This is a genomic window from Streptomyces sp. 8N114 (assembly GCF_052245835.1).
GTDB lineage: Bacteria > Actinomycetota > Actinomycetes > Streptomycetales > Streptomycetaceae > Streptomyces.
Window position 1 is genome coordinate 660569 of record NZ_JBQQBT010000001.1, and the last position, 20482, is coordinate 681050.

17 protein-coding genes and 1 pseudogene are annotated in these 20482 nt (G+C 68.9%); 10 read left to right on the forward strand and 8 right to left on the reverse strand.

Annotation, left to right across the window (positions count from 1 at the left end; translation table 11 throughout):
• Position 1: 1 nt before the first annotated feature.
• Together ACTWQF_RS02950 and ACTWQF_RS02955 are read left to right on the forward strand one after the other, a co-directional pair.
• On the forward strand, positions 2–541 hold the full coding sequence (locus ACTWQF_RS02950; protein ID WP_443276737.1) for a hypothetical protein: 540 nt from the start codon (positions 2–4) through the stop codon (positions 539–541).
• 329 nt (positions 542–870) lie between these two features.
• Entirely contained in the window at positions 871–1476 is a 606-nt protein-coding gene (locus ACTWQF_RS02955) for a hypothetical protein (RefSeq protein ID WP_443276739.1), read from the forward strand.
• Between the two features lie 110 nt (positions 1477–1586).
• Here the strand turns inward: ACTWQF_RS02955 and ACTWQF_RS02960 are convergent, their stop codons facing one another.
• The 3 genes from ACTWQF_RS02960 to ACTWQF_RS02970 form a co-directional block, all read right to left on the reverse strand.
• Entirely contained in the window at positions 1587–2492 is a 906-nt protein-coding gene (locus tag ACTWQF_RS02960; protein WP_443276741.1) for an endonuclease/exonuclease/phosphatase family protein, read from the reverse strand.
• A 380-nt stretch (positions 2493–2872) separates the two neighbouring features.
• A complete protein-coding gene (locus ACTWQF_RS02965) occupies positions 2873–3691 on the reverse strand; it encodes a pectate lyase (RefSeq protein WP_443276743.1) in 819 nt (272 codons plus the stop codon).
• A gap of 66 nt (positions 3692–3757) precedes the next feature.
• Complete coding sequence (locus ACTWQF_RS02970) at positions 3758–4483, reverse strand: GH12 family glycosyl hydrolase domain-containing protein (protein WP_443276745.1); 726 nt, start codon at positions 4481–4483, stop codon at positions 3758–3760.
• Between the two features lie 580 nt (positions 4484–5063).
• Between ACTWQF_RS02970 and ACTWQF_RS02975 the strand changes: the two genes are divergently transcribed.
• The 4 genes from ACTWQF_RS02975 (at position 5064) to ACTWQF_RS02990 (ending at position 9270) form a co-directional block, all read left to right on the forward strand.
• Positions 5064–5756 (forward strand): ester cyclase, encoded by a 693-nt coding sequence (locus ACTWQF_RS02975; RefSeq protein WP_443276747.1) that lies wholly within the window; start codon positions 5064–5066, stop codon positions 5754–5756.
• A gap of 514 nt (positions 5757–6270) precedes the next feature.
• Positions 6271–6822, forward strand: coding sequence for a DUF4232 domain-containing protein (locus tag ACTWQF_RS02980; protein ID WP_443276749.1), 552 nt, complete (start codon positions 6271–6273; stop codon positions 6820–6822).
• A 184-nt stretch (positions 6823–7006) separates the two neighbouring features.
• Entirely contained in the window at positions 7007–8260 is a 1254-nt protein-coding gene (locus ACTWQF_RS02985; RefSeq protein WP_443276751.1) for a glycosyltransferase family 4 protein, read from the forward strand.
• Positions 8257–9270, forward strand: coding sequence for a hypothetical protein (locus ACTWQF_RS02990; protein WP_443276753.1), 1014 nt, complete (start codon positions 8257–8259; stop codon positions 9268–9270). The genes ACTWQF_RS02985 and ACTWQF_RS02990 overlap by 4 nt, the downstream gene beginning before the upstream one ends.
• Before the next feature lie 125 nt (positions 9271–9395).
• On the opposite strand, the gene srmL is transcribed toward ACTWQF_RS02990, so the two are convergent.
• Entirely contained in the window at positions 9396–10517 is a 1122-nt protein-coding gene (gene srmL, locus ACTWQF_RS02995; protein ID WP_443276755.1) for a PheS-related mystery ligase SrmL, read from the reverse strand.
• A gap of 441 nt (positions 10518–10958) precedes the next feature.
• Between srmL and ACTWQF_RS03000 the strand changes: the two genes are divergently transcribed.
• The gene (locus ACTWQF_RS03000) at positions 10959–11768 is read left to right on the forward strand and encodes a hypothetical protein (protein WP_443276757.1); all 810 of its coding nucleotides are present in this window, start codon (positions 10959–10961) and stop codon (positions 11766–11768) included.
• Positions 11769–11959: 191 nt separating this feature from the next.
• Here the strand turns inward: ACTWQF_RS03000 and ACTWQF_RS03005 are convergent, their stop codons facing one another.
• Positions 11960–12520: a dihydrofolate reductase family protein gene (locus ACTWQF_RS03005; RefSeq protein WP_443276759.1), complete on the reverse strand. Its 561-nt coding sequence runs from the start codon at positions 12518–12520 to the stop codon at positions 11960–11962.
• Between the two features lie 142 nt (positions 12521–12662).
• Here ACTWQF_RS03005 and ACTWQF_RS03010 point away from each other — a divergent pair, with 142 nt between their 5' ends.
• Positions 12663–13364, forward strand: a complete 702-nt coding sequence (locus ACTWQF_RS03010) for a TetR/AcrR family transcriptional regulator (RefSeq protein WP_443276761.1) — start codon at positions 12663–12665, stop codon at positions 13362–13364.
• 27 nt (positions 13365–13391) lie between these two features.
• On the opposite strand, the gene ACTWQF_RS03015 is transcribed toward ACTWQF_RS03010, so the two are convergent.
• Positions 13392–13526: a multicopper oxidase domain-containing protein gene (locus ACTWQF_RS03015; protein WP_443276763.1), complete on the reverse strand. Its 135-nt coding sequence runs from the start codon at positions 13524–13526 to the stop codon at positions 13392–13394.
• Between the two features lie 393 nt (positions 13527–13919).
• Here ACTWQF_RS03015 and ACTWQF_RS03020 point away from each other — a divergent pair.
• Positions 13920–14705, forward strand: a pseudogene (locus tag ACTWQF_RS03020) (DNA/RNA helicase domain-containing protein); the annotation flags it as partial.
• 827 nt (positions 14706–15532) lie between these two features.
• Here ACTWQF_RS03020 and ACTWQF_RS03025 read toward each other — a convergent pair.
• Together ACTWQF_RS03025 and ACTWQF_RS03030 are read right to left on the reverse strand one after the other, a co-directional pair.
• Positions 15533–18202 carry a hypothetical protein gene (locus tag ACTWQF_RS03025; RefSeq protein ID WP_443276765.1) on the reverse strand — a complete coding sequence of 890 codons (2670 nt, stop codon included), beginning with the start codon at positions 18200–18202 and terminating at the stop codon, positions 15533–15535.
• An 89-nt stretch (positions 18203–18291) separates the two neighbouring features.
• Complete coding sequence (locus ACTWQF_RS03030; protein ID WP_443276767.1) at positions 18292–18630, reverse strand: trypco2 family protein; 339 nt, start codon at positions 18628–18630, stop codon at positions 18292–18294.
• 967 nt (positions 18631–19597) lie between these two features.
• On the opposite strand from ACTWQF_RS03030, the gene ACTWQF_RS03035 reads away from it, so the two are divergent.
• Positions 19598–20397 (forward strand): IS5 family transposase gene (locus ACTWQF_RS03035; RefSeq protein ID WP_443277550.1). Its coding sequence is split into 2 segments (ribosomal slippage): positions 19598–19934 and positions 19934–20397, totalling 801 coding nucleotides; the frame shifts between segments, so codons are not numbered across the junction.
• Positions 20398–20482 lie beyond the last annotated feature (85 nt).

Sequence of the window (20482 nt, forward strand, 5' to 3'; positions counted from 1 at the left end):
TATGAGCGCCTCGGACGATCTCCTGCACCGGATCGAGAACGACCCTGCCGTCGCGGAGCTGCTGGTATGGCCCGGCGACTTCGACATCGAACGCCGCGATCCCGTGGAGGACCTTCGGCTGCCGACCGGTATGCCGCTGTATCCGATAGCCGGGTGCGGCGCGGGAGGCACCTACTTCCTGTGCGGCGAGCCGGGGGCCGGGCGGCGGCCTGTGCTGTACGCGGACTCCGAGGGTCAGGCCACGCTCATGGCCGAGGATCTCGTCGAGGCCGTCAGGCTGATCGCCCACTGCCCGTACTGGAGGGATCTGGGCGCAGGCTTCCCTGAGCACGAGCTCGAGGAGCAAATGCGCGAGGACCACCCCGACTTCGATGAACACCGGGACCAGTTGCTGAAAGCCCTGGCTCTGGAGCCGCTGTCCACCGAGGAGGCCGTCACCCGACTGCGGGCCACCGCTGCACGCACGTCCCCTGACTTCGCCCCCAAATCGACGGCGAACGACCGCATGCCTTACGGGCTGCTCTTCGAGCGCGGCCAGTAGCGCCTTCTCACCTGCGGTGGCCTCGCGGGAACGAGAGTCCGGCGGGCTCGGGCAGGCTTCGGGCTTCCTCCCGTTCCCGCCGGAGAAGCAGCGCACCCGGCGAAAGGGAGCAGGCACGGCGCGGGTACGTCGAGGCGGTGCAACGGCATTCGTTCAGCACTCGGCCGGCGCTGCCGCCGTCCTCGGCCGGAACTCCGCACACGAGCGGTTCTGGGACGGTGTGCACCGCATGTCCGCGGCTCGTGCGTGAAGTCGTCGTGGACGCCAGGGCCGGAAGGTTGGCACTGAGTGCGATTGTTGGGAGTCGAGGCCCATGGAACTCTCGGGTCATGCGGATAGTAACCGGGGCCTTGGCGGGGGTTTTGACGGCGCTTCTGGTCGGGGCTTGCTCGTCGAGCGAGGACAAGAAGCCCGAATCGGAGCCGCCCTCCAGGCCGAAGACAAGCCCACCCACCAGCTCGCCGACCGCAGACGAGCCGGTGCGGTACAAGGATGCCTCGCTCACGCTGGGCGGCAGACCGGCTGATACGGCCGACCGCTGCGCCTTCAGCTTCGCCTCACTCGACGGTCGGTCTCCCAGGATCGTCGAGGGCGGTTTCGAGCTGCGATACACCAATCCGGACCTGTCAGTTGCTCCGTGCGGGAGCAAGGGCGGAGAAGCGGAGCTGAAATTCCTCGACCCCCACGACAGCGTGAATATGGCCTACCGGGTCTCCGGGCAACAGGACAGGCGCAGCTGCAACGCCGTGATGAAGAGCGGTGAGAAACCCGAAATCAACTCCCCCGTCCCCTTCTCCGAACTCGAGGTCGGGCAGCAGTTCTGCCTCACCCACCCCTACGGCCAAGGGGCGCCTGCCGAGCTGCTGCGCGTACGACACATCTCGCCGAAGGAGGGCAAAGTGACCTTCGTCGTGACTGCTTGGGGAAAGAACTAGCTGGTCCGGCGGATCCTTGGGGGGCGTGCCCCGAAGGGGCAGCGGGGAACTGCTGCCCTGGGGGTACCTCCCGGCCGGAGGCTGGGGGACTCCGGCCGGGAGGTGCCCCCTCAGCCCAGTGTGATCCGGGCGGCGACCGGCAAATGGTCGCTGCCGGTGGCGGGCAGGGTGCGAATGTGGCCGACCGTCGCCGAGCGGGCCATGACCTGGTCGATCCGGGCCAGCGGGAAGGCGGCGGGGAAGCTGAAGGCGAAGCCCCGTTCCGCCACGTTCATCCGTGAGGTCAGCGGGGCCAGCCCGCGGTCGTCGACCGTGCTGTTGAGGTCGCCCAGCAGCACCACCCTCTTCAGCCTCTCGGCCGCGACCGCCTTGCCCAGCAGGTCGGCGCTCTGGTCGCGCCAGGAGGACGCCAGGCCGCTCGCCCGGACGCGGACCGAGGGCAGGTGTGCGACGTACGCCGCGATCTCGCCGTGCGGCGCGTGGACCACGGTCCGCAGTCCGCGACTCCAGTCCGCCGCGACCCCCGGAGGCTTGATCTCCAACAGCCGGGTACCGCGCAGCGGATGCTTCGACCAGAGGCCGACGGTTCCTCGGACCGCGTGGTACGGGTATTCCGGGGCGAGGGTCCTCTCGTAGACCGGCAGCGCCGAGGGAACCAGCTCCTCCAGCGCGATGAGATCGGGCTCGGCGTCCGCAAGAGTGCGGGCCGTGCCCGCCGGGTCGGTGTTCTCGTCGCTGACGTTGTGCTGCACCACGGCCAGGTCGTGCGCGCCGGGCTTCGCCCCGGGCAGGAGCAGCCCGCCGAAGAGGTACATCCAGGCGGCCACCGGCAGCAGCAGCGCCACCAGCGCGGTCGCCGCACGGCGCAGCAACGCCGGAACGAGCAGCACGACGACCATCAGGCCGACCCATGGCAGGAACGCTTCCAGCAAACTGCCCGCATGCCCCACGGAGTTGGGCACGGCCCGGTGCAAGGCCAGCAGCCCGGCTGTCAGCACAGCGAGCGCGGCGAGCACCCGCCCCCGTGTCCACGCCGACCGGCTACCGGCGTCCCACTTGGAGTCTTCGTCTTCACCCGGAGCCCGCTGCCCCGGCCGGCGCCGCACCCACCGGAACACTGCCGGCTTCCCCGTCAACACTGCCGGCTTCCCCGTCGACGGTGCACCGCTGTCCGCCCGCTCCACCATGGCTTCCCATCCGTTCGGCCTCGTCCCCAGGACGATCCGCCAGGGTGGATCAGTTGCTGTTCACCGCAAGCACACGCCGGGTCCTCGGCCCATGTGGAGAGAACGGGTGCGGCAGCCGGCCCCGAACGACGGTGGACGGGGCCCCGCGTTGCGCGAGGCCCCGCCGTCCTGCTGCCCGGTCGTGCCAGGGGCCTGGGACCGCGTACCGGTCAGTCGTACGAGATGTCCGACTCGGAGTACAGGCAGGTCTTGCCGTCAGGCCCGCTGCCGATCTCGTCCGGCTCGTCGCCGGTGTCGTTGCCCTGGTAGCGGATGCAGGGCTCGATCTTCTTGTCGGAGTCGCCGTGGATGCGGATCTTGCGCAGGGTGGCGGTGTCGCCGTAGTTGGCGTTGACGCCGGCGACGGACTTGCCGGGCGCCGTGATGTCCACGTCCTCGACGGTGATGGAACGCTTGTGCTGGGTGTCGCAGTTGCCGCAGGAGCGCACCAGCTTGCCGAAGTCGGAGACCTGGAAGCCGGACACCTTCAGCGAGCCCGCGCCGTTGAACTGGAAGACCTTGTCGTCGGCCTTGCGCGCGCCGCCGCCGGTGACCGTGTAGGTGGCGGAGGAGGACTCGCCCTTGAAGGAGGCCGCGTCCTCGCCGACGTCCTCCCACCACACGTTCTCCAGGGTGCAGCTGCCCATACAGTGCACGCCGTCGGCGGCGGGCTTGCCCAGCACGACGTTTTTCAGTACCGCGCCGTCCTCGAGCTTGAAGATCGGGTCCTGGCCCTCCTCCTGGTCGCCACCGCCGAGGTCGCCCTCGCCGTAGAAGCGCTGCATCTTGCCGTCGTACTCACCGGAGACCGGGATCGTCTCGGAGACCGGCTTCTCACCCTGCGGGTCGGGCCACTCCGGGGCGGCGGCGGCCCCGGCCGAGGTGACCGAGGTGCCGAACAGGGCGCCCCCGGTCAGCGCCACGGCGGCGAACGCCCCGGTGAGGGTGGCGCGGCGGCTCAGCCGGCGTCGGTGCAGTGCGGTTCTCATCGTCGGGTCTCTTTCCGTGAGGGGTGGTGTGGGGGGTGATGGTGTGAGGGGGTGATACGCGCGGGATCAGCGGCTGGTGACGCCGAATTGGCGGGTCATGAAGTCGAGTCCGCCGGGCGACGAGGTGATCTCGTATCCGAACTGGACGTCGCCGATGGTCTCGTCGCCCCACCAGCCCTTGTCGTCCTTCAGCCAGCGGAGGATCGGCAGGATGTCGACGGTGCCCTCCGACGAGTCGGAGGTGCGCACGAACGAGAAGACCTGGTTGGCGCCGTTGTCGCCCTTGTAGACCTGCCAGGTGTGCCCGCCGAGGGAGACCGTGCCCTGCGGTGAGCCGATGGGACCGACCGCGCCGTGTTGGTTGACCCACAGCATGACCTCGTAGTCGTGATCGCTGTCCCAGATGTCGTACGAGGTGTTGTAGGCACCCGCCTCCGGGACGTTCACCTGGTAGCTGCTGTTGAGCGAGGAGAGCTCACCGATGCGTTTGCCGACGACCTTCTTGGCGTTCGGGTAGGACTTGATGCCGCCGGTGGCCGGGTGGTCCGCGTGCACCCGCCAGTCCGACGCCGAGTTCGCCTCGATGGTCTGTGAACCGGCGCCCTCTCCCCAGATGTTGTTGTAGAGGGTGTAACCGTCGGACGTCTGCCAGCTGCCCCAGCGGTCCGAGGAGGACCAGGTGGCGGCGTGCGCCGGTGCCGCGGCAAAACCGAGCAACGCGGCGAACGCAGCCGAAGAGGCCAAGAGGAGGGTGCCGCGTCTGCTGTACCTGTGCCGTCTCTGCCGTGCCATGTGGGGGGTGTTCCTTCCTTCTCCGTACGGGCGTTCCCTTGCCCCGCGGCTCCGCCGCTCCGCGGGTTCACGGTGATCTCCGTCCACCGGATCACCGGCCAGCACCGAGTGCTGTCTGCTCTGTTGTTGCCGCCGGTCCGCGGAAGGTTGCCGCCCGGGCGTACAAACTTCTCCCGGCGCCGTCGCCAGTCGCGGAGGCAGCTCTACTGCAGGGGACACCGGGCGGGTGGAGGCGCCCGCCGGAGGGGCCGGCACCTGCCGGAGGGCCGGCACTGCCACGGGGCGGGATGCCCTCAGCGATGACGATGAGACGGCGCCCCGTCACTGCCGCGCTCGCGGGCTATCGCGGCCCACACCGGGAATGTCGTTGCCTGCTACAACGACCCGGTCGGCCGCGTTGTCACGCCCCCGCTGACCGCGCCGTACGGACATGATCCGCGGCGTCGCCGACGCCGAGCCACAGGAGGACCGGGCGCCCGTCGTGGCGGCGGGAGTGACCCGAAGGCTGGGGCGAAAGTACGGGTATAGCCTGGAATTACATGGTTGTTCACATGCGTCACTCTCAGCAAGGGAGGGACTGATGACCTTCGTCCAGTTCATCGACTGCAAGACCAGCAACGTCGACCGGCTCAACCAACTGATGGACAGCTGGGTCGAGGCAACCGAGGGTAAGCGGACCGCCACGCACTCGATCGTCGGCCGGGACCGCTCGGACTCCACCCACCTCGTCGAGATCGTGGAGTTCCCCTCCTACGAGGAGGCGATGAAGAACTCGAACCTGCCCGAGACCGACCGCATCTTCCAGGAACTGATCGCCGCCTGCGACGAGATGCCCACCTTCACGGACCTCGACGTCGTACGGGACGTCCAGCTCAACAAGGACGTCGTCCACCGCTTCGTCGACGAGGTCATGAACGCCAAGAACTTCGAGCTCGCCAATGAGCTGTGCACCGACAACTACCGGGAGCACGACCCCGCCCTCTCCTCCTACGACCTGGACTTCGCCCAGGCCATCCGGGAGAGCCGCGAGATCATGGACGCCTTCAACCCCCGGCTGACGCTGGAGAGCATGATCGCCGAGGGCGACCTGGTGACCTGCCGGATCACCTTCCAGGGCCGGCACACCGGCACCTACCAGGGGCTGGAGCCCACCGACCGGAACATCGCCGGAACCGGGCACGCCACGTTCCGCTGCCAGGGCGGCAAGATCGCCGAGAGCTGGTGGAACTGGGACAACTTCGGGCTGCTACGGCAAGTGGGCGCCCTGGACTGAGGCCGCGGACCGGGCCGGGCCGGGCAGCGCATCAACCGCCCGCAGCCCGGCGCCGGCGCTGCGGGCGGCCTGCGGCGGCCTGCGGCACGAGCGCACGACCGCTCCGCGCATGTGCGCTTCCTGAGCGGCGGACTGAGGGGCCTTGCCGCGGTGCACCGGAATCGCGACGAACAACGCGATGATCACAGGCGGCTGGTCGTCGCCCGTGCAGACCCCGCCGCTCAGCGCCGCTGGCGGATGACTGCCGCGCGCTTCCCCTGCGCCTGTTGGAAAGGCCCAACGCGGTACGCAGGGTGCTTGGCGCGGCCACCCGGTACCGTCCCGCGACGCAGACGGCCGTGGACCGGCACCGACCGGCCACGGTGCCGGCGCCTCATGGGCGCGGGCCTCGGGCAACTCCTCCATCTTGATGACGGGCATCAGAAACTTGCCGTATGTCGTGAACTTTCCACGCGGGGTCGTCATCGAACTTCACGTACAGACCACCGCAACAGCAGTAAATGGGGGGAACCCGATGCGTTCACGACTTGCCACCCGCTCCACCCGACTCGTTCTGGCCGCCGCCGCGGCGACAGCCCTCACCACCGCTGCCGCCGCCACCGCCAGCGCCGATGCCGGCAGCAAAGGGAGCGAGATCGGCGCCGTCCAGAAGAACGGCGCGGAGCGGACCTGCGCCACCGGTGACCTGACCTTCTCGGTCAGCGAGGAGACGCAGGCCGGCGGCTACTTCCTCGTCACCGCCGAGGCCAAGCCCGGCGTCACCTGCTACCTGGAGGGCACCATCCCCTCCGCTTCGTTCGGATCCGGCACCGGCAAGGCATCTCCCGCCGAACACGGCGTCACCGACCCCGTCAAGCTCTCCGGCTCCACCGCCGCCTACGCCGGCATCAGCCCCAAGAGCACCAACAACGATGACGGCGAGGAGTCCGGCCGGCTCGCGATCGCCGTCGCCGGCGACAAGACCAACCCCGTCACCCTCAAGCTCCCCGAGACCACTCTGGTTGACGAGCCCATCACCACCAACTGGCACGCCGACCCCGCTGACGCGGTCCCCTACGCCAGCTGACACCGCCGCGCCGGACAGCTCAGCGCTTCAGGGCGCCCCGGCCCAGGGGGGATCAGCGTGCCGGGACGAAGCCGCCGAACACGGGCGCACCCACCGGGACGACGATGCGGCACTTTCTCCCTCCCGTTCGGGCCGTGACCGACATGGGCCGCTCTGAGATCAACACCTAGGGATTTGAGGAACTATGCACCTCTCGTTTCTGATCTTCAGCGCGTACGGAATGGGCGGAACAGTCCGCACCACCTTCAATCTGGCGCAGGCGCTCGCCGAGCAGCACGAGGTCGAGGTCGTGTCGGTCTTCCGGTACCGGGACAGGCCGTTCTTCGAGCCGGGCAACGGCGTACGGCTGACGTCGCTGGTCGACATGCGTCGGCACAGTCCGACCTATGACGGCGGTGATCCCGAACACGCCCGCCCTGCACGGGTCTTCCCCGCTGCCGACGGCCAGTTCTCCCAGCACAGCGCGTTGACGGACCGCCGGATCGGTGAATATCTGAGCAGCACCGAGGCGGACGTCGTCGTAGGCACCCGGCCCGGACTCAACGTGCATGTGGCCCGGCAGACGCGCCGTGGCCCCGTGCGGCTGGGACAGGAGCACCTCACGCTTGCCACGCACTCCGCGCGGCTGAAGCTGCTGCTGCGCCGCACCTATCCCCGGCTGGACGCGGTCACCACGGTGACCGAAGCCGACGCCCGCGACTACCGCAGTACCCTGCGGCTGCCCGGCGTGCGCGTCGAAGGGCTCCCCAACAGCGTGCCCAAGCCGCAGGTCAGTCCCGCGGACGGCAGCGGCAAGTGGGTCGTCGCCGCGGGCCGGCTCGCCCCCGCCAAGCGCTACGACGTGCTGATACGTGCCTTCGCCGAGGTCGTACGCGAACGTCCCGACTGGGGCCTGCGCATCTACGGCCACGGCCGCGAGCGCGACAAGTTGAGGAATCTCATCGACGAACTCGGCCTCTACAACCACGTCTTCCTGATGGGCTCGGCGCATCCCATCGAGGCCGAATGGGCGAAGGGAGCGATCTGCGCGGTCACGTCGAGCCTCGAATCCTTCGGCATGACCATTGTCGAGGCGATGCGGTGCGGCCTCCCGGTCGTGGCAACCGACTGCCCGCACGGGCCAGGAGAGATCATCCGCGACGGCAAGGACGGACTCCTGGTTCCGACAGGTGATGTGAGCGCGATTTCCGGTGCGCTGCTCCGCCTCATCAACGATGAGGCACTCCGTGTGCGGATGGGAAGGGCCGCGCTCACCGCGTCGGCGCGCTTCGACCCCGCGCACGTGGCCGCCCGTTACGAGGACCTGCTGACCTCACTGGTGAACCGCCGGGCCGGCACGCTTCACCGAGCACGCGGCACCCTCGTCGGCGGAGCGTACGCAGCCCGGGAGACAGTCCGGCTGGGAGTGGGAAAAGCCCTGGAAGGAGCGCGGAGATGACTTTGCATGCCCTCGACACGTCACCACGCGGCACAGCGGTGGCAGTCCCGCCAAGTGGCGGTTCTCCCTCCGGTCGCAGATCCCACCGCCCGCGCGCGGATTGCACGGCCGACAGCGCCGGGGGTCTCACCTTCGACGTACGGCTCTCCGAGGAGACCGCCAAGGAAGCCGTGGCTACCGATGCGCCGGGGCATGCGGCCGTGCTCCTGCGCCTGCGCCACCATCACGGCCCGGACGCCTCCCTCAGGCTGCCGCTCACCCGTGCAGCGGCAGGCGGCGGCAGGTTGCGCGCCACGCTCCCCAGCACCGTGCGGCTTCGGGAGGGGCGCTGGGACGCGTACCTCGCCCTGGCCGACGAAGAGCCGCAGCGCTTGCTGCCCGGGGTGCACGACCTGCGTTCCATCGTTGACGGCGTACCGTTCGACGCGCACGCGGGGCTTGCCGTCCGGATCCCCTACACCACCAAGCACGGCCACCTCACCGTTCGTGCGTGGCTCCGCCGACCGCACGCGGAGGCAGGGGCGTTGCGCGTCGAGGACAGCGCGATAGTGCTGGAAGGCAGGCTCTACGGTGCCCAGCTCTCCGCCACCGCATGCCTGGAGGCACACCCCCGCGACTCGGCGGCGTTACCCGTACGCGCGCCGGTGCGAGTGGAGTGTGAGGAACGCTCCAGGCGGACGACCGCACCCGAGTACGGCGCCGACGGACGACGTCCGGAGCGCGGGTTCGCCGCCGAACTGCCCTTCAGCGCCCTGCTGCCCGGGCACCGTGTGTGGGACCTGTGGCTGCGCCCTTCTGCCGAGGAGGAGCCAGTTCGTCTCGCTCGGATACTCGACGACGTCCCGGACAAGAAGCGAATCTTCAGCTACCCCTCGCGGCGAGTGGCGACCCCCGGCGTTGCGGTCCACTTGGTGAGGCCGTATTACACGGTCAACAACAACCTCTCGGTCCGCGTGAGTTACGAAGGCCCGGTGCAGGAGGACGCCGCCGAACCGGCTTCGGCCGCTTGATGCACGCACACCTCGGGCAGCTCCTCTGCCCCGAAACGGGCAATCGTCCAGTCCAGCCGCCCGAGGATGAGTGACTCGCCAACAAGCCGGCGCCTTCCGCGGGGCGGCGCCGGCCTCGGCTCTCATCAGCCGGTCGTCGCCCACTGGTGGGCGCTGCCCTGATGGACGGCGGCGTAGATACGGTCGCGCAGCAGGTTGGCGTCGTGGTCGGTCAAGGTGCGGTTCAGGTGCCGCAGGACCACCTTGAGGAGGACGTTCTTCTGGTCCGGGCGGGCTCCGAGCCGCCGCAGGGCCTGCGGCGGGAGTTCCGCGCACGGCGTCTCCGTGAGGATCTCGACCGTCTCCACGCAGTCGGCGTCCGCTCCCAAGGCGTCGCGGACCCGGTCGCCGAGGTCTTCGGCCAGGTCGTCGCGGTCGACTGCGACGGAAAGGTCCCGGCGGACGGCGGGCATGGCGGAGACGGGCCGGTAGGGGGCCAGGTCGGTCAGCTGGGCAGCCACGGACGGTTCGGCCGAGCGCAGGATACGGATGTCCGGGATGCCCTTGAGCAGCATCAGCATCCGGTCGAGCCCCATGCCGAGCGCGAGGCCGCTCCACGCGCCGTCGAGCCCGGCCCGCTCGAGCACCTGCGGATGCGCCAGGCCGCATTCCGCCACCTCGATCCATTCGCCGTCGCGGTCCACGTCCACCTGACGGCCGGAGAGCGTGTAGGGGTGGACGCGTTCCTCGCTGCGGTGCTTCGCCCCGGGGAGGAGCCCTGCAACGAGGGTCGTGACCATCTCGTCCAGGTCGGCCGTCGTCACAGGCGCCGGGCGGCGGGTGATGCGCCACAGGTCGAGCTGATGGGGAGTGCCGGTGTGCAGACGGTCGATGCTGTCGCGGCGGTAGACCAGTCCGGGGCAGACCAGGAGCACGTCGTCGGCCGGGTCCGCGGCCAGCGCCCGCAGCGCGGCCGGGATCAGCGCGCTGGAGTGGCTGCGCAGCATGCGCTGGTCGTCGACGTATCGGGTGTAGCGGCTGTCGCGGGTGATGTCGTCGGGGCGGTAACCGAGGTTGTCGTAGTTGTCCTCGACGGTGACGATGCGCTCTCCACGCCACGTGCGGACCTCGCAACCCCAGCGGTCCGCCAGCGCGTCGACGGCGCGGTCAAGGACGAGTTGGAGAGCGTGCGGACCGGCAGCAGGGTCGGTGAGATCCCGGATGGACAGGTCACGGGCGAGCTGTTCGGCGGAAAGGTGAGCGGGCATGTCGGCCTCCTGGCCAAGAGCAGGGACGGGGTTTCGCAAACCCCCCAGCCCCTGGGCCTGACCGCTCGATGGGGTCAGCCGACTCAGCTCTGGAGACGTGGCGAAGTCCGACCCCCGCGGCGCCCTTCGGGGGCCAGGGGGCCGGTAAATCGGCGAACGATCGCTACGACGGCCACACAAAGACCATAGCTGGCCCCCCTGCGCCGGGCCCAGCCCGTTCCACCAGCAGACACCAGGCCGCCGCCCTGCCGCCCGGCACCTCGGCGGGCACCTGGACGGCCCTCGTCCTCGCGGTCGCCAGCACTGCGGTCTACGCCGTCGCGGGACCGCGACGGTAGCGGGTCCGACAAGCCGATCCGGCCGACATCCGCCTGCGCAGTGAGCGTCGGCGACAGGCCAGGGCCGCGCTGTGGTCCGGAGGAGACGGCCTAAAGTGGCGCAATGCCCCTGCCTGCGGACCGGACCGCTCTGGACCTGCTCGATGCGCACCTGGAGGCGCTCTGGGACGGAACGGACCTCCCGCTCCCGCAGGGGCCGGTCAGCCTTGCGGCGGAAGGAGGGGGCGAGCTCGTCCACTGGGCCCTCGACCAGCTCCGGTGCATTCCCTGTGAGCCGAATGACGCGTTTGGCCGCCAAGTGGGCAGTCTGCTGTGGGAGTTCCGCTACCGCCGCTGTCCCTGGAACGCGGCAGCGCTGCGGCTCCTGGATGACACGTACACCTTCGCGGCTACCGGCCCTCGGCGGTACGAGGAGTGGGCGCGCGACGTCCGCGCCGTGCTGCACCGGTCGGTCCCCGACCCCCGGGGCTGGGTCCGACTGGACTGGGACCGCACCAACGCCACCCGCCGCACGGTGCCCGCCTACCCCTTCGATCCCCCGGAATCATCACAGTTGCCCGGACGCCTGTACTCCCTGGAGGCGGAGGCGGCGGTCGCCGCGCTCGCCATCATGGCCGAGGAATGGCAGTCGGAGCCCGCCCCCGTCCGCTCCCGCCCGGACCGGGACGCCGTCCTGGCGGATGCCCGAACCCTGCTCGACCGGTACGGGCCCACCGCGCGCTACTGGACCAACGCGACGACCGCCGCCTCTGATCCGGCTCCGGACTTCCTCGCCGCGGGCCTCCAGGGCACTGAATCCCATGGCTTCCTCACCTCCGAGTACCTCAACGGCCTCGACTTTCTCGAGGACCTGGGCCTGATCGCGGTGAGCGACGACGAGGTGGGCGTCTTCTGGTCGTTCGGGGCGTACTGACGACGTTCACACAAGGCACCTGGTGACCGTCCACCACCGCCTCGGTTGCAACACCCCAGTTCAGGAGCAGCGATGGACTTCGAGATCCGGCGGGACCGGGCCCCTCAAGGGCCTCAAAGGGGCCTGGAAGGCTGAGCCAGGAAGGAGGGCGTCGAAGCGTTCGTGGTCGCCCTACGCCGTGAACAGGTGGGTCAGGCGCGGGTGTAGCGGAGCAGCACGACCTTGGAGTCGAAGGTCCGAGCCTCGGCGAGACGGAGATCGAACCGCTCGGGGTCGTGGAACGTCGGCTGTCCGCCGCCGAGGACCACCGGGTGGACGGAGATCTGGTACTCGTCGATCAGGCCGTGCTCGGTGAGGAAGGCGGCCAGCGTGGTGCCGCCGAAGAGCACCAGGTTGGTGCCCGACGCCTTGAGCTTGGCGATCTCGTCGGCGACGTCGTCCTTGATGATCCGGGTGTTCCAGTCGGCCTTCTCCAGGGTGCGGGAGACAACGTACTTGGGGAACTCCCGCCAGACCGGCGCGAACCGCAGGTCGTGCGGGTCGTCGGACAGCTCCTCGGCCCGGGGCCAGAAGCCGGACATCATGTCCCACACCTTACGGCCGTAGAGGAAGGCATCCGCGAACCTGTTGAGTTCCTGCCCGTGTTCGGAGAGTTCGGACTCCATGATCGGCCAGTCGAACTCGCCGTTGGGCCCCTCGATGTAACCGTCAACGGACTGGGCGACGAAGTGGATCAGCTTGCCAGTGGACATGGGTCTCCTTGTGCATGCGTGCGCGTGTGCAGGTGCAGGCGGACGCCGTTGTGGGGGCGGTTGGCCGATCGTAAACTGTTTCCCTGCGACGCTGTGTACCTTAGACACAGTTTTTCAAGCCGACAAGGGAGAGGGAGACTTGATGGGTGCGGACGACGATCCGAACGCGCTGGCCGAGCTGTTGTGGGGACGTCGTGAGCAGGCGAGAAGGGGCCCCAAGCCCGCGCTCGACCTCACCCGCATCGCTCGCACGGCGGTGGCGCTGGCCGACGCCGAGGGGCTGGAGGCCGTGGCCATGCAGCGGGTCGCCGCCGAGCTCGGCTTCACGAAGATGGCCCTGTACCGCTACGTGGGCGGGAAGTCCGAGCTGACCGCCATCATGATCGAAGCTGCCGTCGGCGACCCGCCCGACCTCGGCCCGGTGACCGGCTGGCGGCCCCGACTGGAGGAGTACGCCCGGCACTTGTCGGCTGCGTGGGAGCGCCACCCCTGGCTTCCTGCCATCACCGCGGGCGACCGCGTCATGGGCCCCAAGGAGACCGGCTGGAGCGAGAGCGCCCTCACCGCCCTGGACGGCACGCCGCTCAGCCTGCGCGAGCGGATGGATGCGATCGTCCTGATCTCCGGGCACATCCGCGCCACGCACCGGGCTGCCGTCGCGGGCACACAGACCTGGACGTCAGGCCAGTCCCGGCCTGTCATGCAGGACCTCATCCACCGCCATGCCGACCGCTTCCCCCGGCTCACGGAAGCCGACGCGGAGCCGTCCTTCACCACGACGCGCGAGTTCGGGCTCCAGGCCATTCTGGACGGCCTGGCAAAGGTCATCAGCGGGCGCGAGTGAGCTGCGCACCGTGCCGAGTGCGCGGCCTCAGTGGTGGCCATGGCCGCCGCTCCCTGTCCTGCCCGGCCTTCCCGGCTTCTCGCCGGGCTCGACCACCACGAACTGGCCCATCAGCCCCTGGTCTTCGTGGTACAGGATGTGGCAGTGGTACATGTACGGCATGCATGTCCCGGTCGCTGTGGTGGCGGAAGCGCATGGCGAGCCACCGCAGTCGAGCATCGGTGCGGGTCCGTACGCCGTGTGCCGCCGCGCACACGCGGCCGGGGCCCGGGGGCGGCCAGCCGCGGAACAGCGGCTACGGGGCCGACTGCGACCCCGGGGCGCCGCTTCGAGGGGGCGCGGAAACCGCGGTCAACGGGGGCTCATGACGGCGGATTCCGGGGAAACGACCATCCATCCCAACACCCATAACTGACGTCCCGTCAAGCTCAACCAGTGCTGTATCCAGCGACCGTACGGATAACGACGGGTGATGACAGGTGACGAGCTATCAGCTTCACCAGCGACAAACCAGCGACCGGAACCCCGCCGGGCTGGGCCGAAAAACGGTCCCCCCTCCTCGACGCGGCACGCGTTCCGGTCTTCCTGCTTGACGAGCACCAGGTCGTTCGGCCCGGCGAAATGGGCACGGTCGCGGAGATCAAGGCGGCCGCCGCGAAGAAGGTGCTCCACTGTCGGGTGGTGCCGCTGGGCAGCCAGTTCCGGTGCGGCGGCAGCGATGCGTATCTGCGCTGGGTGGTAAGGCTATTGGGGCTTGAGCCGGGCGGCCCCGTGGCATGGGAACCCGACGGCAAGATGCAACTCATGGTCGCGGACAGCCCTCAGGAGTTGGAGGCATTCCTCGACATCCGCCGCTCGCAGGGATACAGCGCACGCATGTCCGCAGGCTACTGCTGGAAGTGGACGAAGAAGGTGCCACCCGGGCAGGCACTGCCCGCGGACGTCGTCATCGGGGAGTGGGAACGGCCCTGGAACGTCTTCGGTGACCGGTCCGTCGGGGGCGCGCCTCCAGCCGCGCTGTGGGCAACCGATCCGGCCGGTTTCGGGCAAGTGGGCTGCGTCTACACGGCGCAGGGTTTCGAGTACGACTGGAGCGGTGTCATCATAGGTCCCGACCTGGTGTGGCGAGGCGACCGCTGGGTCACCGATCGTTCAGCGTCCAAGGATCCGGTCTTCAAGAAGTCCACCCCGGACGCGGATGTGGACCGACTGATCCGCAACACGTACAAGGTGCTGCTGACGCGAGGAATGATCGGCACGGCGGTGTACTCGACCGATGCCGAAACACGCCAGAGGCTCCGCACCCTGACTGGCGCGACCTCGAGCTTCGCGGCCGCGTAACTCACTGAGTCAGCCACGCATAACAGGGCGGTACACCGATCCGTAGCGCGTCCGTAGCGCGTTCACATCGACCAGGTCGACCGATACGCACGCCTTCTTGCAGAGGTAGCCGTAGGTGGATACGGATCGCCAGATCCCGCCGATTCAGGACGAGCAGGCCCTGAATACACCCTGGTCCGCAGCAGATGCGGCGACAGACGACGACCAGGTCGAAGCCTGGACCTTCTGGCGATACGGTCAACACCCGCCATGACACCCCCTGGCGGGGCGGAATGCCCTCGGGCCAGGCTCCATTCCCAGCCAAGGCGACTCAGACGCCCCACCTGCGCCTCTGCACGGTTGGTGAGCAATCGGTCGGGGTGGACTCCTCCAAGGGCTGGGGCGCGGTCTCGGTAAGCGCGGGTACGTGACGTTCTGCAGTTATCCGTGCGCGCTACACATTGAACCGGAACGTCGACGAAGCCGCAGTCACCTGCGAAAACGCGCCGCTACGGGACAGTAACCAGCGCAGAACCAGCAACGGTGAACGGATAGTGTGCGCAAGGCGATGTATCGCAGACCCGACCAGTTGTGCGGCGGGGCGGGCAGCGCCTGCCGATCCAGCCGTTTGCACGCCTTCGGTCGAGCCCTCGAAGGCCAGGCAGCGGGCTGGTGCGACGGCGAAGCGGGCCAAGGCGAGAGAGAACAGACCGGGTCCGGTTTGCGCCGAGGCGCGTCATCACCGGTGACGACGTCGGTGAACAGAGGGCGTAGCCCGGTCGCGTCGAGGCCGGCGAAGATGGCAGTCGCCGGGCTCGACACTCTGCTTCGGCCGTCGTGCGGCTGGGTCATCGAAGTCCCGCCAGCGGGTCCCTGGTCCCCAGACGTCCGAAGCGGTTCTGGATCTCGAGCCCTCTCGCAAACGCCGCCCACCCCTCTCTGTCCTTGCCCAGGTCATCTTCGAGCATGATGCCCAGATCCATCAGGACGCGGGCCAGGCTGGATGCGTAGGCCCGGTTGGCCTGTGCCAGGCGGAGATAGCCGTCGACGGCTGCTCGGCTCGCGACTTCGGCCTCGCTGTAACGCTCCAGTCTTTGCAGGACGACGGACAGGCGGAAGTGGGCCTGGGCGAGGTATGACTCGTCGGCCGACCGGTCGGTGCGCACGCACTGTTGTTCCACGGCAACCGCCTCTTCCGCGACGGTCAGGGCCTCCTCGTAGCGGCCTGCCTCGCAGAGCAACTGCCCCCAGTTGTACAGGGCTGTACCCAGGCCGCGTTCGGCCTCGGCGTTGTCATGTGCCCGTATCAGGCGTCGCTCCAGGACGACGGCCCGCTCGATGACCGTGAGCGCGTCTTCCCTCCGGCCCAAGTCCCTGAGGCGGACGGCCAGTTCGTTGAGTGCCAAGGCGTAGGCGGTGGCATTGCCCGCGGGGTCCGTTGCGGCCGGTTTGCGGTAGGCGGCGGCGAGGCGGTAGTGGAGAAGCAGGTCGAGCGGAGCGAGCGGCTTCGGCGGCGGGTAGGGAAACGCCGCTGTCGCGGCTCTGAGGAAACGCAGACTCGGGGGTGCGCTCTTGAGGGCTGCCTCCAGGGCACTCAGGACGTGCCCCGCTTCGTCGGAGGCGGGCCTACTGCCATCTCCGAGCGTGCCGATGGCGCGGGACAGGACGAGGACGGCGCGCAGACGTTGATCGTCGGTGGCGTCGGGCCACAGGGCCGTCAGCGTGCCGTCGTCGGGGTCGGCAAGGTGGGAGACGGCGTGGTGCTCGGCTACTCGGTCGGGGTGCAGCGAGCCCCAGTAGTGGCCCGGTGGTGGCGGATACAGCGTCCGTAGCCACTCGGCGACGTCCGTGGCCCGGGTGGGCGGCAGGCCGGGCACGTTCCGGGTCACCGTGAGGGCTTCGGTGCGGGTGGTGGCCCCGAACAGCACCGCCCCGGCCACCGCGCGCCGCAGCGTGGTGGCACGCAGATCGTCGAGCCGGAACATCGGCGAGGCGGCTATGCCTTCCCAGTACCGCGTCTCGTGGTCGAGGAGAAGCTCCTCCACCGGTTGGTCGGGGCTCCTGCCCACGGGAGCGGGGCCGCTTTCCAGCAGGGCTACTAGGGCGGCCATCTGCGTTTCCAGAACGGAGTGGGAGCGGGCATGGCCGTGCGACGGCACCTTGGGCGGCCTGACGGTCTCGGCCAGCGCCCGCCAGTCCGTCTGCGGCAACCCGGCGACGTGCCCAAGGAGCTTGGCCAGGTCTCGCGCGGCAGCGGTGAAGGCCACGGCGTGCGCTGTGGGACCGGCCCTCGACGGCAGCAGGGGCTTGAGCGCCAGAGTGGGGGCCGTACGCAGGATGGCCCGGGTGTCGGGCCCGGCACCCAGTGGCTGGGTCTTCCACTCGCCCTCGGCTCTGGAGATCAGCAGCAGACGGACTCGGTGACGGGTTGTGCGTTGGTGCTCGATCAGGCGGCGGATCAGGTGGGGCAGCGTCTCGGCGTAGTCGACGACGAGGAAAAAGGGTGAGGAGGTATCCAGAACGCTCCAGTCCGGCCCGGGACCGTCGGGGCAGTCGGGAAGGTCCACGCGCAGTTGGGCGGCAACCCAGCCCTCCTGGCGCAAGTTCGTGATCAGTTGGCGGGCCAGGCGGGTCTTGCCCTGGCCTCCTGGGCCGGCGAGCACGCGCACCGCGAAGGCGTCCGGGTCGGTCCGGCACCAGTCGAGGAGCGCACGGAGTTCCTTTTCCCGGCCGTGAAAACGGACGGCTTCGGCGTCGGCGCGCAGCACCATCGCCGGCGAGCACAGGTCGCGGGCGCAGGCGGCGGGTGCGAGGAGGTGATCGGGTTCGACGGGTTCGAGCACCGGGGCCCAGCCGGTGTGCCGGGCGACAAGCTCGCAAAAGACCGGATCGCCGAGCAGGTCGCGGGTCCTCGTGGCCGTCAGTCTGCTGCCCACCTGTGCTCGGCGGTCCTGGGCAACCACGCCGACCAGCAGGTCACCGCACAGCAGGGCGGCACCCGAGAATCCGGACCATCCGCTCACCCCTGCCCCCCGAGGCGGCGTGAAGGCCGGGAGGGGCTGGGCGCTCAGCACCTCATAGCGGTGGGCGAGACGACCGCTGCCGGGGTGGATGTCGCCGCTGAGCTGTTCGTCCAGGCGGCGGCCTGCGTCCTTCTGCATTCGGGGGTAACCGCAGATGGTCACGGGATGAGGGCGGACGCCGATAAGTTGGCCCCAGCGTTGTGGCGGGCGAGTACGCAGGTCCCGCATGGATTCGGGGGGCCGCCATGGGCTGGTGGCCGCTATCTCGATGAGGGAGGCATCGATGGTGGCGTCTCGGCGGTGCCACACAGGGGTGGCCGGGACGCGCTCACCGCCCGCCTCCGGGCGGCGCACCGTCACCGGGCCGCCGCCCGGCCCGGCGTCTGCCCTGAAGACGTGTCCCGTGGTAAGCACGAGCCGCGGTGCGACCAGGTAGCCGGTGGCGAACGACATGGTGTCGGGTCGCAACGGGGTACGGACCCCGACCTGTACCACACGGTCAAACTCCACGTGGCCCCGTGACCGTTGCTCGGGCACGTGCCCGGTCCGACTCGCAGCGCACCTGTCGGACTGCGAAGCGCGCGCTACGCGTCATCCTCGTCGCTGTCATCATCGCTGACGTCGATGGCGCCGCCATCGGACAGATGCGGTCTCATCGGCACCGTCAGGGTATGGGTGGCGGTACGTGTGCTCTCGCGCTTGCCTCCCATGCCGACCACGCTGAACCGCAGGCCGCCGTCGGCGCCACTGGTCTGCGCGAGCTCCAGACCGAGTTCGAGGGTGATCTCGCCCAGGGTGAAGCGCAGTCCGCCGTCCCCGTTCATGTCGATCCGCTGCTGGGCCTCAGCAATCTGATCCCGCAGCAGCGTGATCGCGTCCGCCAGATCCAGCGCTTGTCCCGCCGCACGCCCGTCACCCGTCATTCCTCGACGCCCCTCCCACCAGTGATCCGCAGTCTTCCACTTACCCGAACTGCCCCACCGGCCACACTTCTTGGGGGTCAGCGGCACGGCAAGGTCGCGCTCGCTCAGAGGTGGAGCGGGGTAGCAATGTCGCGGTGGTCGTCAGACCGGGGTCCGAGCGAAGAGCCTGGCTGTGCAGCAGGCGCCATGGCCGGTTTCCTGGTGGACGTGTACCGCGCCTCAATTCTCCGACTGACCGTCAGGTCAAGTCAGCGCATATCCAGCAACCGGAAACCCCGACCGGATTCAACTGTCCCGCCGCATAGCGCTGACCTGCACAAACGCAAGCCCCGCGCCCAGACCACCCCCGCTTGATGTTCCAGCAGAATTCCACCACATCCGCACGCGAGAAACCCCCTGACCTGCATCAAAGCAAGTAAAAGGGCCTCTGCTCGAACCACTCACACATTGAACCGGAACGTCAAGCACGCGGCTGCCACCTGCGAAAACGGCAACTTGAGCACGCACATCCAGCACCGATCCAGCACGGTGGCCCCCCGGGGCTGCGGTCCCGCTCCATGCGAGCCATACCTCGCGCCCAGGCGACAACGCTTTCAGGGGCGATGAGGATTGGGTGATGGGTCAACCGGTGCGGCTCTTACTCAGGACGAGCCTACGGGCAAACAACCGCCGCAGTCACCCTTCTATGGCTATGGCCTGCTCGCATCAGTCTTCGCGGCGGCTCCTGCAACGCCATCACCGCATGCTCCGTGGATCTGGGGTGCGGTGGTGCTGATCGGCGTGATCGTGCTGGTGGCGCAGCAAACGACCTTAAGGCGCGCTGCCTGATCCTGCGCCGACTTCTGGGGCGCCCAGTGCACACGGGCGCCCCAGCCTCTTAGAGCTCCTAACGCGACATGTGTAGCCGTGACTTCCAGACGTTCATGCCGGTTGCTTGGGTGTGGGTAAACGAAACCCTCAACCCTGGGTGGTTGACGATGAGTTGTGGTCCCGAATTGAATCGCTGTTGCCGACACCGCCAGGGGGAGAACGACGGCCCGGCCGGAAGAAGGTGCTGGAGGACCGCAAGGTGCTGTGCGGCATCCTGTTCGTTCTCTACACCGGTATCCAGTGGGAATGGCTGCCACAGGAGCTCGGCTTCGGCTCGGGCATGACGTGCTGGCGACGCCTGCGGGACTGGGACAACGCCGGTGTCTGGCAGCGCCTGCACGAGGTACTGCTGGACGAGCTGCGGGCTGCTGACCGCCTGGACCTGTCGCGGGCGGTGATCGACAGTTCCCACATCCGGGCGCTCAAGGGTGGCCCAAAACCGGACGGAACCCGGTCGATCGTGGCCGGCCGGGCTCCAAACACCATGTGATCTGCGATGCCACAGGCATCCCGCTGGCCGTGACCCTGACCGGCGGCAACCGCAACGACATCACCCAACTCATGCCCCTGCTGAGAGCGATCCCGCCGATCCGCGGCAAACGCGGACGACCCCGCCGACGCCCCCTGGAGGTCTACGCCGACCGGGGCTATGACCACGACTGCTACCGGCGGCAAGTCTGGGCCCAAGGCATCAGACCCGTCATCGCCCGGCGCGGGACCGCCCATGGCTCGGGGCTGGGAACCAGGCGATGGGTCATCGAGCAGACCATCGCCCTGCTGCACTGGTTCGGCCGTCTGCGCATCCGCTGGGAGACCCGCGACGACATCCACGAAGCTTTCCTGAAACTCGCCTGCTCACTGGTCTGCTGGCGCCGCCTGCGAACCCCGTTGCGTTAGGAGCTCTTACACTGGCCCGGTTCTGCTTGACCGGGAAGAGGCCGAAGGCGCTGCGGCGGTGCAGGTAGCGGGCGTGGTCGGCGAC